The 16,205-nt window shown below is 61.2% G+C and carries 12 protein-coding genes and 1 tRNA gene; 6 read left to right on the top strand and 7 right to left on the bottom strand.

Annotation, left to right across the window (positions count from 1 at the left end; genetic code table 11):
* The first annotated feature begins 23 nt into the window (after nucleotides 1-23).
* Nucleotides 24-1,886: a glycoside hydrolase family 2 protein gene (locus C7378_RS13000; protein ID WP_243648244.1), complete on the top strand. Its 1,863-nt coding sequence runs from the start codon at nucleotides 24-26 to the stop codon at nucleotides 1,884-1,886.
* Nucleotides 1,887-2,129: 243 nt separating this feature from the next.
* On the opposite strand, the gene C7378_RS12995 is transcribed toward C7378_RS13000, so the two are convergent.
* A complete protein-coding gene (locus C7378_RS12995) occupies nucleotides 2,130-4,619 on the bottom strand; it encodes an amylo-alpha-1,6-glucosidase (RefSeq protein WP_207901432.1) in 2,490 nt (829 codons plus the stop codon).
* Between the two features lie 24 nt (nucleotides 4,620-4,643).
* On the opposite strand from C7378_RS12995, the gene C7378_RS12990 reads away from it, so the two are divergent.
* Nucleotides 4,644-6,194, top strand: a complete 1,551-nt coding sequence (locus C7378_RS12990; protein WP_243648243.1) for an adenosine deaminase family protein — start codon at nucleotides 4,644-4,646, stop codon at nucleotides 6,192-6,194.
* A 95-nt stretch (nucleotides 6,195-6,289) separates the two neighbouring features.
* On the opposite strand, the gene C7378_RS12985 is transcribed toward C7378_RS12990, so the two are convergent.
* Nucleotides 6,290-6,376: transfer RNA gene (locus C7378_RS12985), tRNA-Leu, on the bottom strand.
* Between the two features lie 246 nt (nucleotides 6,377-6,622).
* Between C7378_RS12985 and C7378_RS12980 the strand changes: the two genes are divergently transcribed.
* Nucleotides 6,623-6,838, top strand: a complete 216-nt coding sequence (locus tag C7378_RS12980; RefSeq protein WP_243648242.1) for a hypothetical protein — start codon at nucleotides 6,623-6,625, stop codon at nucleotides 6,836-6,838.
* A gap of 59 nt (nucleotides 6,839-6,897) precedes the next feature.
* On the opposite strand, the gene C7378_RS12975 is transcribed toward C7378_RS12980, so the two are convergent.
* Nucleotides 6,898-7,326 carry an OsmC family protein gene (locus C7378_RS12975; RefSeq protein ID WP_131997427.1) on the bottom strand — a complete coding sequence of 143 codons (429 nt, stop codon included), beginning with the start codon at nucleotides 7,324-7,326 and terminating at the stop codon, nucleotides 6,898-6,900.
* Between the two features lie 150 nt (nucleotides 7,327-7,476).
* On the opposite strand from C7378_RS12975, the gene C7378_RS12970 reads away from it, so the two are divergent.
* Entirely contained in the window at nucleotides 7,477-8,022 is a 546-nt protein-coding gene (locus tag C7378_RS12970; RefSeq protein ID WP_131997424.1) for a DUF2911 domain-containing protein, read from the top strand.
* Here C7378_RS12970 and C7378_RS12965 read toward each other — a convergent pair.
* A complete protein-coding gene (locus tag C7378_RS12965; RefSeq protein ID WP_131997421.1) occupies nucleotides 8,009-8,275 on the bottom strand; it encodes a hypothetical protein in 267 nt (88 codons plus the stop codon). The two genes, C7378_RS12970 and C7378_RS12965, sit on opposite strands and share 14 nt — an antisense overlap.
* A 9-nt stretch (nucleotides 8,276-8,284) precedes the next feature.
* A complete protein-coding gene (locus C7378_RS12960; RefSeq protein WP_207901431.1) occupies nucleotides 8,285-11,413 on the bottom strand; it encodes a WD40/YVTN/BNR-like repeat-containing protein in 3,129 nt (1,042 codons plus the stop codon).
* Nucleotides 11,414-11,591: 178 nt separating this feature from the next.
* Here C7378_RS12960 and C7378_RS12955 point away from each other — a divergent pair, with 178 nt between their 5' ends.
* Together C7378_RS12955 and C7378_RS12950 are read left to right on the top strand one after the other, a co-directional pair.
* Nucleotides 11,592-12,740, top strand: coding sequence for a hypothetical protein (locus C7378_RS12955; RefSeq protein WP_131997418.1), 1,149 nt, complete (start codon nucleotides 11,592-11,594; stop codon nucleotides 12,738-12,740).
* Between the two features lie 9 nt (nucleotides 12,741-12,749).
* The gene (locus C7378_RS12950) at nucleotides 12,750-13,295 is read left to right on the top strand and encodes a TlpA family protein disulfide reductase (RefSeq protein WP_131997415.1); all 546 of its coding nucleotides are present in this window, start codon (nucleotides 12,750-12,752) and stop codon (nucleotides 13,293-13,295) included.
* 9 nt (nucleotides 13,296-13,304) lie between these two features.
* Here the strand turns inward: C7378_RS12950 and gcvPB are convergent, their stop codons facing one another.
* Nucleotides 13,305-14,834 (bottom strand): aminomethyl-transferring glycine dehydrogenase subunit GcvPB, encoded by a 1,530-nt coding sequence (gene gcvPB, locus C7378_RS12945; protein ID WP_131997412.1) that lies wholly within the window; start codon nucleotides 14,832-14,834, stop codon nucleotides 13,305-13,307.
* Nucleotides 14,835-14,853: 19 nt separating this feature from the next.
* Nucleotides 14,854-16,203: an aminomethyl-transferring glycine dehydrogenase subunit GcvPA gene (gcvPA, locus tag C7378_RS12940; protein WP_131997409.1), complete on the bottom strand. Its 1,350-nt coding sequence runs from the start codon at nucleotides 16,201-16,203 to the stop codon at nucleotides 14,854-14,856.
* Nucleotides 16,204-16,205: the final 2 nt, after the last annotated feature.

Below are 16,205 nucleotides of genomic sequence, written 5' to 3'. Positions count from 1 at the left end.
CCGCCGGCATGGGGAGCAGTAATATGTTGCTCATGCTCAGCCACGGACGATTTGCCGCTTTCTGTTTGACCCTTCTCCTTTGCGCAGTCGCCTACGGGCAGCAAACCAAGCTGCTGGTGGACGTCGACCATCGCACGCAGACCAGCCTGAACGGACCGTGGCACTACATCGTTGACCCCTATCGCGGGGGCTGGGGCAATAATCCCGAAAAAGCCGACCTGAATGGTTATGCGAAGAATGCGCATACCAACTCCGTGGGTGGGCCTACCGAGTACAACTTTGAGAAGTCGCCGACGCTGAATGTGCCGGGCGACTGGAATACGCAGAAGAAAGAGCTGCTCTTCTACGAAGGGCTGATGTGGTACGAGAAGGACTTTACCTATCACCCGAAGGCCGGGATGCGGACGTTTCTAAATTTCGGCGCGGTGAACTATCGGGCCGATGTGTTTGTGAACGGCCAGCCGGTGTGTACGCACGAGGGCGGCTTTACGCAGTTTGACTGCGAGGTGACGAGCACGCTGAAGGACGGCGACAACTTTGTGGTGGTGGCGGTGGACGATACGCGCACCGTGGAGCGCGTGCCTACGCTCAAGACGGACTGGTGGAACTATGGCGGGATTACGCGCGAGGTTTCACTGGTGGAGGTGCCGGAGAAGTATATCGACGACTACTCGCTGCAGCTGAAAAAGGGGTCAGAGAATGAGATTGACGGCTATGTGCATGTGACGGGCGCGAGCGCGGGCACGGAGGTATCAGTGAGCGTGCCTGCGCTGCACGTGACGAAGACGGCGCAGACGGACGGCGATGGGCGGGCGGCGTTCTCCTTCAAGGCTGCGGGGCTGCAGCGGTGGTCGCCGGAGCATCCGCAACTCTACGACGTAGCGATGCAGGCGGGCAGCGATGAGCTGAAGGACCAGATCGGATTTCGCACGGTCGAGGTGCAGGGAGACAAGATACTGCTGAATGGCGAGCCGCTGTTTCTGCGCGGAGTGTGCATGCATGCGGAGACTCCCTACAAGACGGGACGGGCGTGGTCGCAGCAGGATGCGGAGACGCTGCTGGGATGGGTGCATGAGATGCACGGAAACTTTGTGCGGCTGGCGCACTACCCCTACGACGAGAACTTTACGCGGACGGCGGACAGGATGGGCATCCTGGTGTGGTCAGAGGTTCCGGTCTACTGGTCGATCGACTGGGCGAGCCCGGCTGCGTTCGCGAGCGCCTCACAGCAGCTGCACGAGAATATCCGGCGGGATCATAACAAGGCCTCGGTCATCCTCTGGTCCATGTCGAACGAGACGCCGGTCAGCGATGCGCGTACGGAGTTCATTCACAAGCTGACGGTGCTGGCGCGCGAGCAGGACCCGACGCGGCTGATTACTTCGGCAGTGGTCACGCACTTCACCGGAAAGACGGCGGTGATGAACGATCCGCTGGGACAGTATCTCGATGTGCTGGGGTACAACGAATACATTGGCTGGTACATGGGGAAGGTGGATGAGATTCCCGACTATACGTGGGAAGACCCGATGGGCAAGCCGCTCATCATGAGCGAGTTTGGCGGCGGCGCAAAGGCGGGAATGCACGGCGATGTGAATACGCGATTCAGCGAGGAGTTCCAGGCGAAGCTGCTCGATGAACAGTTTGCGATGTTCAAGAAGATTCCGTTCCTGGCGGGTTTGACGCCGTGGGTGCTGATGGATTTTCGCTCGCCGACACGGCAGCTGCCGGGACTGCAGGACTTCTTCAACCGGAAGGGTTTCATCTCAGACCAAGGGGAGAAGAAGAAGGCTTTCTTTACGGTGCAGCGCTACTACGGGGAGCTGCAGCAGAAGCCGGAGCTGAATGTCGAGGAGTTCTACGCGAAGCAGGGGATGAAGAATTGATGGGGGTGTAAACCTCGTGGCGAGGCGAATGCCCTATCAGCTGTCGATCTGCTGGCGGACTTCAATAAATCCAAACGGTCACCTCACTGTGGGCAGCCTGGAGGGTCGTCTTAGCGATCTTCTGCGCCAAGACGACTCTCCTTTGAAGACTGGATGAGAGAGCCCGTTCGGGATCGAGCTCTGCAGGAGGCAGTGGTTGCCTTTTAGAGACGCAAACAGTCGCACAAGACTGAACGAGCCCAGCTACCAGCTCACTTTCACATTCTGCTTTTGATAGCTTTCGCCTGCGGGGAAGGCTATGTGCAGCTTGCCGTCCGAGGCGGTTGCGTTCTCGGTGTGGATTGCGCCTTTGACTCCGTTGAGGCGCAGGGGCAGGTCGTAGCTGGAGCCGCCCTGGGCTTCGAGTTCGAGAGTGAGGGAGTGCGCGGTGGACTGCTGGCTTAGCACCTTCAACTGCTGCGTGCTGGCGCCGGGCAGCGGGAGGTCATGCGGGATTGCAACCTCGACGCCGGGCAGCGGGATGCGAAGTTCGCCGTTCTTGCCTGCTGTGCCGTTGGGGCCGAGGAGTTTGACCTGATTCCCGCTGGCGCGAACGAGCAGGACGGCGCCTTCGCGCTGGAAGGTGAGATCGACCGCGTGGCTGCCGGCGGGCACATGGCGAAGTGTGGCGTGATCCCAGTCGGCGGGGAGATGAGGATCGACGGTGATGGCGTTCTGCTGAGCGTCAAAGCCGAGGCCGAAGAGCCCCCGGATGGCGGGCGTGAGCACCATGGCCGAGGACCAGAGCTGATGGGTGGTGCTGCGGCCGAAGGGCTGGAAGTAGGCGCCGGAGAGCAGTTCGGTGACGGCACCGAGATCCTGTGCCCAGGTGAGATTGAGATTCTGCATGAGGTGGGCGTAGCCGGAGAGCGAGCGGCCGGTGCGGTACTCAGCAAGGGATGTCCAGCCGGTGAAGAGCGGCCAGACGGAGCCCTGGTGGTAGCTGATGGGATTGTAGAAAGCCTCGTGGTCGCCGAGGTCGCGCGTGCCCCAGTCGGTCGAGAACTCATGCGAGGCCCAGCGGGTGAACATGGCGTCAGGCTGCTTGAGCGAGAAATGGCCGTCCCACCAGGCGATGGATGGGTAGATGGTCGCGGTCTTGTCGAGCGAGCCGTCGGGGTTGCGGCTGAAGGCGTACATGGGTCCGGCGTATTCGCGCTCGATGGTGGTTGCTATTTTCTGGGCACGTGCGCCGGCGGCCTGGGCAGCATCGGGCTGATGCATCAGCCCTGCGAGCCGCGCGTAGGCTCCGCTGGCCTGCTGATCGAGGCTGGCGAGATAGATCTCCTGATGGGGCATGCCGCTGGGCCAGCTCTCAACCCAGCCGGTGCCCTGCGCATTGTCATAGATGCCGTCGCCGTCGGAGTCGTGGGTGGTCTCAAAGGTCCATGCCTTCTGGACTGCGGCCCAGTTCTGCTGGAGAAAAGCGATATCGCCGCTGGTGTTGACGTAGTCCTCCATGGCCATGAGAAAGAGCGGGGTGGAGTCGGCGGCGGCGTACTCGTAGGGGAGCTTTGACCAGTCGGTAAGCTCGGCGGTCTGCGAGTACTCGTGCATGATTTTGCCATCGGCGCGCTGGCGGGCGATGAGGAAGTCGAGCGCGGAGCGGCTGAGGCTGAAGTCTCCGTAGCTGTTGATGGCGAAGAGGGTGAAGAGCGTGTCGCGGCCGAAGAACCAGCCGAAGCCGGGACGGTCGGAGTCTCCTGAAGAGTAGAAGCCGGCGACGAGGCCGGTTTCACTGCCGTGCCTGACGCGCAGCTGATCGATGGAAAGCTCGGCCCAGCGGAAGGCTTGATCGAAACGCGGATCGGGGGTCTCGGCGATGAGGCGGTGATCGAAGAAATGCGCGTAGTAGTCGGCGGTCTGCTGGTAGAGCTTCGCCGCATGGACATCGAGGTCCGCGAGTTGGGCCGTGAGCGCTGCCTTGGTCGCAGTCTGCGGGGTGCTGCCGGCGGCCATGAGCAGCGGGAAGTATTTGCCTGAGTCGCGGTGGGGATCAAAGTTGAGGACGAACTGCAGGGGCCAGAACTTTGGCCGCTCCTGATAAGGAGCGAGGATACCGGGCTGTGCGCCGGGCAGGGCGACGGCTCCGGCGAGAGCGCTGGAGTCCGTGTGGAGGATGTAATAGCCGCTGGAGCCCTGCGGGACCCACTCGGGATCAGGCGCGTTGAAGTTGGGCGCGGGCCACATGCGCTTGATCTCAGGAGTGAAGGAGAAGGTCAGCTTCATGGGAGCGACGGAGCTGATCTGAAAGAGGGCCATGACGCCGCCGGAGCCTTCAGCCCCGCACTGGGTAGCGAAGAGCGTCTCGCGGATGGTGAAGGCAATGTGAGAGTAGGTGATGGTGGTGCGGTCGGGATGGACCTCAATCTCGGCGGCTGCGTCGTTGACGTCAATGGGGACGGTGTAGCCCTGAACATCTGCACGGATGCGGAAGTGGCTCAGCAGCTTGATGGGAAAGAGCCATGCCTCAAAGCTGCCGTCCTGCTGGCCAACGAACATGCCGCACTCACCGGCTACGGTGAAGGGCTTCTGCGGCTCGGCGTGCCGGTCGATAGCGATGCTGCCGGAGGCGAGCGGAAACTGCGCGATGGGCTGAAGAGCCGCTGTCTGCGCGCCGCAGGTTGCCGAGAGAGCCGCCATGAAGACGGCGCATGCCACGATTCGAAGCCGATGTCCTACACTAAGTACCATTCCGATTCACCCACAGAGATGCTAATGTTTCGAGCCAAACGTTGCCAGTTGTTGTGCTTCAGCCTGATGGTCTGCGCTGCGTTCGCAGCGCCAGCACGTGCGCAGAAAGCAGCCACCCCGGAAGCGCGCGCCGCGAAGGCGTATGAAAGCGCACGGATGGAGGGGCCGCCTGCCTTACGGACATTTCTGTATGAGATGCCCAAGGGGGCTGATCTGCACATGCACCTGAGCGGTGCTGTCTATGCGGAGACGCTGCTGAAGGATGCGGCTGAGGACGGGATGTGCGTGAATGTCGCGGCGCTGGCCCTGGACAAGCGGCACCACGCTCCGGAATGCGAGAGCGGCGAGGTGGCGGCGGGCGCAGTGGCCGGCGACCAGCACCTCTACGACGAGCTGATCGATTCATTTTCCATGAGGACTTTTGTGCCGGTTGCGGGCGACTCCGGACACGACCACTTTTTCGATACGTTTGCGAAGTTTAGCGGTACGGACAAGCGGCACCTCGGGGAGTGGATCGATGAGGTAGCGACGCGCGCGGCGGCGCAGAATGAGCAGTACCTGGAGCTGATGAATACACCGGATTTCAGCGCGGCGGCGGCGCTTGCGGTCAAGGACGGATTCGATCCGGACTTCAGACGGTATCGCGCACGGCTGCTGGCAGACGGGATCGACAAGAGCCTGCCCTCGATCCGGCAACAGCTGGACGAGGCAGAGGCAGACCGCCGGGAGCGGGAACACTGCGGACAGAAGGACGCACAGGCTGCGTGCAAGGTGGAGGTGCGGTATCTCTTCCAGGTGCTGCGTGGACAGCCGAAGGAGTCAGTCTTTGCGCAGGTGGTGCTGGCGTTTGAGCTGGCGAAGGCTGATCCGCGGGTGGTGGGGATGAACTTCGTGATGCCGGAGGACTGCTACGTGTGCATGCACGACTACCGGCTGCAGATGAGCATGCTCGATGCGCTGCATGGGCTTTATCCCCAGGTGCACATCAGCCTGCATGCAGGTGAGCTGACGGAAGGGCTGGTGCCGCCGGATGGATTGCGGTTTCACATAAGAAGCGCGGTGGAGCAGGGGCACGCGGAACGGATTGGACACGGCGTGGACGTGACCTATGAAGACAGGGCCGATGATCTGCTGAAGGAGATGGCGGCGAAGCACATCCTGGTGGAGATTAACCTGACGAGCAATGACGTGATTCTGAATGTTGCGGGCCGGGATCATCCGCTGCCGGTGTATCTGCGTTACCACGTGCCGGTGGCGCTCTCGACGGACGATGAAGGAGTGTCGCGGATCGACCTGACGCATGAATTTGTGCGGGCGGCGGCTACGTATTCTCTGAGCTATGGAGAGCTGAAGCAGATGGTACGCGCCAGTGTGGAGCATAGCTTTCTGCCGGGGGAGAGCCTGTGGCAGCGCAGCACACCGGAACGGCTCGACAGACCTGTCGCGGCATGCCGGGGACAACTGGGCAACGAGCACGCGGCAGGCGGGTGCGCGAGGCTGCTGGCGGATAGCGAAAAGGCTGCGCAGGAGTGGGAGCTGGAACGGAGATTCAGAGTGTTTGAGGGGAGCTTCTAGCGGCCGGGCAGAAGCTGCCTCTCAGGCAAGGCAAGAGCACTCACTCACGAAGAGCGGTGCTTGATTGACCTTGCTGATGAGGAAGAAGAAATGATTGGTGCCGAAGAAGGGACTCGAACCCCCACACCCTTGCGAGTACATGGACCTGAACCATGCGCGTCTGCCAATTCCGCCACTTCGGCACTGTGATGACACGATCTGGCGCGAATGGCCAGACGAGGCAGCAGCAGTTCCTAGTATTGCGAACACTTGCGATTGTGTCAAACGGCTGGCGTGGTGCGACTTCGTAGTTACCGATGGGCAGCGCCGAGGTGCCCGTCGAGCACCCTACTTTGAGGAAACCTGCATCGAAATCTGCATCTAGGATAGGAATGGCGGTCTCCTCCTGTGAGATGCGCCTTTTGTTGACTTTTATGAGCGAACCATCGATGTCGAAGATACCCGAGGCGCAGGCGCAGGAACTGAGGCGACTGTCGCACGACCTGAGCAATGCGCTTGAGATTATTGTCCAAACGAACTACCTGCTGGGGATGGGGAACCTGGATGAGAACGCCGAGCAATGGCGGAATATGCTGAGCAGCGGCGTGGACCAGGTAGCGAAACTGAACCGCGAACTGCGGGAGTATGTGCTGGCGAACAGCTAAGGCTGCTGAGGAGGGAGAAGCCGGCGAGGCGCAGGCTTCGCCCTCCACGGGATGTTCGCCTAGACCAATTTGGCGTCGAGGGTGATCTCAGTGTTGCCCTTGAAGAGGCGGGAGATTGGGCAGCCGTTCTTGGCGTTCTCGGCGGCGGCGTCAAAGGCAGCAGAGGTCGCGCCGGGCACCTTTGCACGTGTGGTCAGGTGAATCGCTGTGACGGTGAAGCCGGCATCCGTCTTTTCGAACTTGACGGAAGCAGTGGTTTCGAGCGATTCGGGAGTGAGGCTCGCATTCCCGAGCTGTGCGCTGAGGGCCATGGTGAAGCAGCCGGCGTGTGCTGCCGCGATCAACTCCTCGGGATTGGTGCCGATGCCGTTCTCAAAACGGGTGCTGAAGGAGTACTGGGTTTCCTTGAGAATGCCGCTCTGGGATGAGATGGTACCTTTGCCATCCTTCAAGCCGCCCTTCCAGACGGCATTTGCTGTGCGCTCCATATCTTCTCCTTGGGTATAAGTATTGCCCTTGTCCACTATAAAGCTAGGATGCACCGCGGAGGATGACAACGGCAGCACGGGCAAGCTGAAGTTGACAGGGTAACGGCGGGAATGTTCGGATGGGTTCGATTCGCAAGAGGAGAAAACCAGATGCTGAGAAGAAGATTCGTTGCCCTGTTAGGCTGTGTGCTCACCACCGCATGCGTCAGTTTGCCCGCGTCGGCGCAGATGGACAAGAAAGCGCCGCTCAGCCCGCCGGAAAAGGCCAGCGTGATGCTGAACGGCAAGGCGATCACGATCGACTACAGCGCGCCCTCCATGCGCGGACGCAAGATCATGGGCGGCCTGGTGCCGTGGGACAAGGAATGGCGGACAGGGGCGAACGCAGCCACAACGCTGAAGACCGCGGTGAACCTGAAGATCGGATCGCTGAGCGTACCGGCGGGAACCTATACGCTCTATTCGATTCCCTCGCAGAGCAGCTGGAGACTCATCGTGAACAAGCAGACGGGCCAGTGGGGCACGATGTATGACCCGACAAAGGACCTGGGACGCGTGGACATGATGAATGGCACGGCACCGTCGTCGCCGGTGGAGATGTTCCAGATCAAGTTCGAGAACACCAGCGGCAACAAGACGGAGCTGCACCTGGTCTGGGATAAGACTGACGTCTACGTGCCGGTTACGGCTGAGTAGCCCGCTCCGCTTCCAGTTCCTTAATCACGGACTGGATGAGTTCCTTGGCGCCGTTGATGCCTGAGAGCACGGCCTGCAGGTCAAGGGCAGGCATGGATGGATTGCGGGTCGAGGTGCAGTAAACTCCGTGCTGGCCGACGAGGATGAGTGCGTCGGTCAGCACGTCGAGAGAAACGGCAAGCCTGCCCCGAGCGGGCCCAAGCATGAATTCGTGCTTTTCAAGTTCGTCGCGGCGTTCGTTGAAGATAGACATATCGCCAGATTACCGCGTCATGAGGTATTCGACCGTCTGCTCAATCTGAGAGATGGCCAGGGGCTTCTTGTTGGCCTTGCGCAGTTGCTCGTTGAGCGCGGGCAGCTCGGAGGACTTGAGGGCAGCCCACTTCCCTTCTGCTGCGGAGGCCGCGGAGCGCGCCTGCCGATAGAGGTCCAGCGCAGTGGCGGGGGCTGGGCCGTGACCGCTCTCGACAACCTGGAGCGCCTGACTGAGCTCGGAATTGGCTCTTGCGAGACCGGCATCGCCATCGAGGATTTTGCCGATGGCCTCCTGCACGCCTTTGGTGAGGTCGGGGCTGGCCAGCGCTTTCAGTTGCTGCTGGGCGGACTGCGCCTCGGCGAGCGCCTTGCGGCTGTTCAACGTGTCGGCATAGATCCTCTGGCCGAGATCAAACTGCTGCACCAGGGCGGCGGTGGTGGCGGTGACGCGAGGGTCCATGGCAACGGTGAGCGGCTGGGTGAAGGTCTGCCCATCAATGGTGAGCACGGCGCTGTAAACGCCGGGCGGAACACGCGGGCCCTGGGGTGTGCCACCATCATCGTCGTCATCGTCTGCCGCGGATGCGCCGGACTCACCGGTGGCGAGATCCCAGATGAAGCGGTGTTCTCCGGCCGTGGTCTGCAGCACCTGCGGGGCTGGAAACCAGCGCTCGGCGATGGGAAGCGGCGGATGGGCAGCGGGCTTTTCTCCGCTGGAGAAGTGCCGGAGCAGGGTGTGGTGCTGATCGTAAATCCGGAGCGTGATTGTCTGCGCCGGGACCTTGAGCAGGTAGTCGAAGATGGCACCTGACGGGGGGTTGGCGGCGGTCGGCTCCTCGGGCGGCAGGGGTGTGCCGAGAAAGGCATCGTTGTCTACGCGAAGGGCGGTCGCGGTGACGTAGAAGAAGGACTTCTGCGCTGCCGCAGCGGCGGCCATCTGCCGCAGCGGGGCGGCGTCATCCAGAATCCAGAAGGAACGGCCGTGGGTGGCGATGACGACATCGTCGCCGTGAATGTTGATGTCGCGAACCGACGTGGTGGGGAGATTGAGCTGGAGTGGCTGCCAGTGAGCTCCATCGTCGAAGGAGACATAGAGGCCGCGTTCGGTTCCGGCGTAGAGGAGGCCGCGCTGCTTTGTATCTTCGCGGACGCAGTTGACGAAGGAATCGGGCGCGATGCCATCGACGGCAAGCTGCCAGGAGTGGCCGGCATCATGGGTAACGTAGATGTATGGCTTCATGTCGTCGAGACGATGACGGTCGACGGAGACATAAGCGGTTGAGGGGTCAAAGGGCGATGCTTCAATGAGCGCGATCTTGCTCCACGGGGTAAGGCCTTTGGGCGTGACATCCGACCAGGTGGCTCCGCCGTCGCGGGTGAGATGGACGAGCCCGGTGTCGCTGCCGGCCCAGATGAGCTTCGCATCGAGGGGCGATGGGGCGATGGCATAGACGACGCCGTAGCCGCGCTGCATGGCATTGTCTACGGTGGTGGGGCCGGTGGTGGAGGCGCCCTTGACTGCGCCGGTGAGATCGCCGCTGATCTGCTGCCAGTGGATTCCGCCGTCTACAGTCTTCATGACATATTGCGTGCCGAGGTAGAGAGAGGTTTTATCGGCGGGCGAGAAGACGAGCGCGGGCGTCCAGGCATCGCGATATTTGCGCTTGTCAATGGATGTGCCGAAGGCGTCGGTCGGCAACGGAGTGATGTTCTGACTGAAGGATGTCCTGCGGTCGAAGCGCTGCAAGCCGCCGTAGGTGTCGGTGATGTAGATGATGTCTTCGTCTTTGGGATCGAGGGCGATGTAGCCGCTCTCACTGCCGCCGGGCTGGAACCAGTCGCGTGGAGTAATCCGGCTGTGATCGGTGCGGCTGTAGACGGCCATGGCTCCGCTGTCCTGCTGTGCTCCATAAACGGCATAGGGGAAGCGGTGGTCGGTGGTGACGTGATAGAGCTGGCCGGTGGGCTGGTTGTACCAGGTCGTCCAGGTGGCGCCGTGGTCGAGGCTGATGGATGTTCCCTGATCGGTGCCGAGCACCAGGTGGTCGGCATTTTTCGGATCAACCCAGATCTGATGGTAGTCATCGCCGCCGGGTGCGCCGCGCACGATGGAGATGGTCCTGCCGGCGTCGGTGGTGCGATAGAGGGCGACGTTGGGAATGTAGAGCGTATCAGGATGCTGCGGGTCGATGGTGATGCAGTTGAAGTACCAGGAGCGGCTGGTGAGACGCGGGTCGCTGTTGGCCAAGGTCCAGCTTTCTCCGCCGTCGTCGGAGCGATAGAGGCCGGACTGCCCGGCATCGTCGATGAGCGCGTAGACGCGCTGGCCGTCAGGCGAGACGGCGATGCCTACGCGGCCCCAGTCACCCGCGGGAAGGCCATGGCCGGTGAGTTGCGACCAGTTATCTCCGCCGTCAGTGGTGCGATAGATGGCGTTGCCGGGCCCCTCAAGCGGGGCGTAGGTGCTCCACGGCGGCCGGTGCGCGTTCCAGGTGGCGGCAAAGAGCACGGCGGGTTTAGCCGCGGCCTGCGCCATGTCTGCAATGCCCACGCTGGGGCCCTTGTCGAGGATGCGCTCCCAGGTCGCGCCGCCGTCCTTTGTCCGGTAGACGCCGCGCTCGTCGCTGGGGCCGTAGGCGTGGCCGAGTACGCCGACGTAGACGGTGCCGGGGTCCTGCGGGTCAATGAGGACGCGGCTGATCTGGCGCGAGTCACGCAGGCCGATATTTTTCCAGGTGGCTCCGCCATCGGTGGACTTGTAAACACCGTCGCCGGTGGCGAGGTCGGAGCGGATGTCGGATTCGCCGGTTCCGGCGTAGATGGTGCTGGGGTCTGATTCACTGACGGCGATGGAGCCGATGGAGGCTATCTTCTGGCTGTCAAAGATGGGCTTCCAGACGGTTCCGGCGCTGGTCGTCTCCCAGATGCCGCCGTCTACCGAGCCGAAGTAAAAGTGCGTGGCGCTGCCGGGCACTCCTGAAACGGCGACGGCACGGCCACCACGGAAGGGACCGATGAGTCGCCAGTGGAGATCGCCAAAAAGCTGCTGGACAGAGCTGGTCTGCGCTATAGCGGAGACGGACAAAAGGGAAACAACTGCAAGCGCACCCACAAAGCGCCTGAAAGGGATGCTCATCACTCACCCGTGAATTAGTAATGGGACGAAGCACGATTATTGCATTCTTCCTGTCCGCGAAAAACAACATTCGATGGAGGCGGACATCAGCTGTACGAAGGAGCGACATGACAGACTTTCGGCCCACGACAGACGCAGACTCTGTCTGTAGCCTTGGGCGAATCATCAGAAGACCCACATGAAAGGACTTTTTGAGGCTATGGCTGTGACGCGCAGAAAAAGTGTGCCGGTGGTATTCATGCTGGCTTTTGTTTTCATTTGTGCAATGATCCAATCTTCCCCACTGAACGCTCAGGGATGCATCATCGCCCACTCTGTAGGAGAAGTCGGAGGACCGGAGAGTCAAGGCGGCTATTTGCAATCAGGGCATTTCCAGTTGGCGTTTTCCTATCGCCACCAATATTCGTTTCGTCATTTCGTAGGATCAGAAGAGCAGGTCTACCGTACACAGGACGGTTCAAATGTGCGCAACCGGATCAACTTATTCGACGTAACGCTTACGTACCAGGCGACACCGCGATTCAGTGTTGATGCCAATCTTCCAGCCGAATTCGCCAGCCGCCGCTACATAATACCCGCACACAGTATCGGGAATAATCCTCCTGTCGAAATCACCGGAGATTATGGCGTATCCGGAGCTGGCGATATCAGCTTCGGCGTGCAGGGCTGGCTCTGGAACCCGCTGCATCAGAACTCACATAACATCCAGCTTGGCATTGGAATACAGGCCCCGACCGGACGCGACAATCTGCAGAACAGACTGATCCTGACGCCGGGAAGCGCTCCCATCGATTCCACTGCGGATTATTCCGTGCAGCCCGGACTGGGGGGGTGGGGCATTCCAATTACATGGACAGCATTCCAGTCGATCGGCCAACGGACCCAGGCCTATTTCAACGGCAGCTATCTGATCACCCCGCAAGAAACGAACGGAGTGGCAAACACTCCGCCCCCGGGCTTTCCGCCGCCGGCCCCGCAGAATGCCTATATCTCCATTGCCGATGAATACCTCGCGCAATTGGGATTTGCGTATTCCATGGCTAGCGTGAACGGGCTCACCGTGTCCGCTGGTCTGCGCGAAGAAGGCGTTCCGGCCCACGATCTTATCGGCGGCAACGAAGGATTTCGCCGCCCCGGATACGCCGTATCGTTTGAACCCGGCGTTCTGTATGCCTTTCACAAAGGCAATGACCTGATCACGGCCAATATTGATCGCGCGGTCTACCGCAACCGAGTCGCCAGCGTTCCCGATTTGCAGCTTGGAACTCATGGAGACGCTGCCTTTGCCGACTGGTTGTGGTTGGCAAGCTTCATCCATCGTTTCTAGAAAGAACCTATGAAATTCGCTGTCTATCTCTCCGTACTCATCGTGATTCTCTTTCCGGCACAGTTGCATGCCGGAAAGAGATCACGGCCGGTCAATCTCTCACTGAAGAAGATCGATGGCAGCGGGCTCTCGTTGAGGTCCTTGCGGGGCCACTTTGTCGTGCTGAACTTCTGGGCTACCTGGTGCGGGCCGTGTAAACAGGAAATGCCCCTGCTGGTGGAAGCGGGAAATGCGTTCAGACCCCTGGGAGTAGAATTTGTCGGCGCCTCGGTCGATGAGCCCAAGACCCAACCAGAAATCCCGGCTTTTCTTCGCCAGTATCGCGCAGACTACATGATCGCCATCGGAGCAACGGCGGACGATCTGGCACGGCTGAAGATGGGAGAAGCCGTGCCAGCAACCGCGATTCTCAATCCTGACGGAACGATCGCCGTTCGCATCCTGGGCCAGCTACGCAGCCATGAACTCGACACAATGCTAACCGATCTGCTTAAAGATCCAGCTGCAGACCGGCCAGCAGTCACTATCAATCACCTGCAAACACCGGAAAGCTGAAGAGTATCTCTACTCCGTGTTTGGCTTCCAGCGGAGGATGGGCTTGCGGGCGGCGCCGGTTTCATCGAGGCGCGAGATGCGGGTGGAGTGCGGCGCATCGAGGATGAGCTGCGGATTCTCTTCCGCTTCGCGGGCGATCTGGCGCATGGCGTCGATAAAGAGGTCGAGCTCTTCGCGCGATTCGCTCTCGGTGGGCTCGATCATGAGCGCGCCGGGAACGATGAGCGGGAACGACGTGGTGTAAGGGTGGAAGCCGTAGTCGATGAGACGCTTGGCAAGGTCGCCGGTCTTGATGCCGTTGCGTACCTGACGGCGATCGCTGAAGACTACCTCGTGCATGGAAGGAGTCTTGTAGGGCAGCTCGTAGAGGTCTTCGAGCTTGGCACGGATGTAGTTGGCGTTGAGCACGGCGTCTTCCGTGGTCTGGCGGAGGCCGTCAGGCCCATTGGCGAGGATGTAGGCAAGGGCACGAACGAACATGCCGAAGTTGCCGTAGAACATGCGCACGCGACCGACCGACTGGGGACGGTTGTAGTTGAAATGAAGGGTGCCGTCGGATGACTCGGCGACGACGGGCGTCGGGAGAAACGGCTCGAGAATCTTCTTGCAGGCGACCGGGCCGGAGCCGGGGCCGCCGCCGCCGTGGGGCGTCGAGAAGGTCTTGTGCAGGTTGAGGTGCATGACATCGACGCCGAAGTCGCCGGGACGTGTTTTGCCCACGAGCGCATTCATGTTGGCTCCATCCATGTAGAGGAGTGCGCCCCTGGCGTGGAGTACATCTGCAATCTTGTGAATCTGGTGCTCGAAGACGCCGATGGTCGAGGGGTTGGTGAGCATCAGCGCGGCTGTGTCTTCATTGACGAGGGCTTCGAGCGCCGCGACATCGATGCCGCCCTGCGCGTTCGACTTGAGGTTCACGACCTGATAGCCGCATATGGCAGCGGTTGCGGGATTGGTGCCGTGGGCGGAATCAGGGATGATGATGGTCTTGCGCGGGTTACCGCGGGACTGGTGGTAAGCGCGGACGAGCAGGATGCCGGTGAATTCCCCGTGCGCGCCGGCGGCGGGCTGCAGGGTGATGGCGTCCATGCCGGTGATTTCGAGGAGGCACTCCTGCAGGCTCTTGATGACCTGGAGCGCGCCTTGCGAAAGCGACTCAGGCTGATAAGGATGCGCCTCGGCGATGCCCTCAAGGCGAGAGACATATTCGTTGACGCGCGGGTTGTACTTCATGGTGCAGCTGCCCAGCGGATACATGCCGAGGTCGATGGCGTAGTTCCAGGTGGAGAGGCGCGTGAAGTGGCGGATGATTTCGATCTCGCTGAGTTCAGGAAGCGCGCCGGTGCTCTCACGCGCGGCGCTGCCGAGGAGGGCCTGCGCATCCACCTCAGGCACATCGAGGGGAGGCAGCTTGTAGCCCTTCTTGCCGGGCGAGGACTTCTCGAACATCAGCGCTTCATTCTGCGTGATGTGCGCAGTGACCTTGCGCGGGGTGCCGGTGAAGGCCTTCTCGGAAATCGGTTCTGCTATGGTTGCCATCTTCTTCCAATCCTTCTTCTTAACGCACCGCAGCGGCGACAGGAGCCTCGGCCAGGATGGCTGCTGCCTGATCGATCTGCTCGCGGGTGGTCAGTTCGGTTGCGCACCAGAGGGTCGCGTTGCCCAGCTCGGGATACCAGCGGGCGAGGGAGAGGCCGCCGATGATCTTATGGTCGAGAAGACGGGCGTTGAGCTGCTCGGGAGCCTCGTCCGTCTCGAGGACAAATTCATGGAAACGGGGCGTGCCGGCGAAGAGCAGCTTGCCGTGCCGGGAGAGCGCGCCGACTGCGTAATGAGCCTTGGCGAGGTTCTGCTGCGCGAGTTCCTTGATGCCTTCCTTGCCGTAGACGGTGAGGAAGATGGTGGTCATCAACGCGACGAGAGCCTGATTGGTGCAGATGTTCGAGGTGGCCTTTTCGCGGCGGATGTGCTGCTCGCGCGTGGAGAGCGTGAGGACGAAGCCGCGGCGACCGTGCTTGTCCTTGGTCTCGCCGACGAGGCGGCCGGGCATCTGGCGGAGATACTTCTCCTTGGCGGCGATGACACCGCAATAAGGGCCACCGTAGCTGAGCGCGACGCCAAAGGACTGCGCCTCAAGCGAGACGATGTCTGCCTCAACGGGAGGACGGACGATGCCGAGCGACACTGCCTCCGCGATGGAGACGATGAGCAGAGCACCCTTCTTGTGCACGATGTCCGCGATGGCGGGGATGTCTTCAATGAGGCCGAAGAAGTTCGGCGACTGGACGAGGACGCAGGCGGTGTTCTCTGTAAGCGACTGGTCAAGGGCCTTGAGATCGACGCGGCCATCTTCACCATAGGCCAGCTCGTGGGCGACGTGCCCCTGGTGCTGGGCGTAGGTCTGCATGACCTCGCGATACTCGGGATGCACGGTGCGGGCAACGAGCACGTCGCCGCGCCCGGTGATGCGGACAGCCATCATGACTGCTTCCGCGGCGCCGGTGGAGCCGTCGTACATGGATGCGTTGGCGATGTCCATGCCGGTGAGTTCGCAGATCATGGTCTGGAACTCGAAGATGGCCTGCAGCGTTCCCTGGGTGATCTCCGCCTGGTAAGGCGTATACGAGGTGAGGAACTCACCGCGCTGCACAAGCGAGTCAATGATGACCGGCCGGTAGTGGCGGTAAGCTCCTGCACCGAGGAAACTGCTGTAGCCGTTGGCGTTGTGCGCGGCGGCCTGCTTGAAGTAGTCAACGATCTCGGATTCCCCCATCTGACGGGGAATGGCGAGATCGTGGGTGAGGCGGTATTCCTCTGGAACGCTGGAGAAAAGATCGTTGATGCCGGAGACGCCAATCTCGGCCAGCATGGCCTCGCGCTCAGCGGGTGATTTGGGCAGATAACGCATCG

The organism is Acidipila rosea (assembly GCF_004339725.1).
Classification (GTDB): Bacteria; Acidobacteriota; Terriglobia; order Terriglobales; family Acidobacteriaceae; genus Acidipila; species Acidipila rosea.
This window is presented reverse-complemented; position numbering and strand designations above follow the sequence as displayed.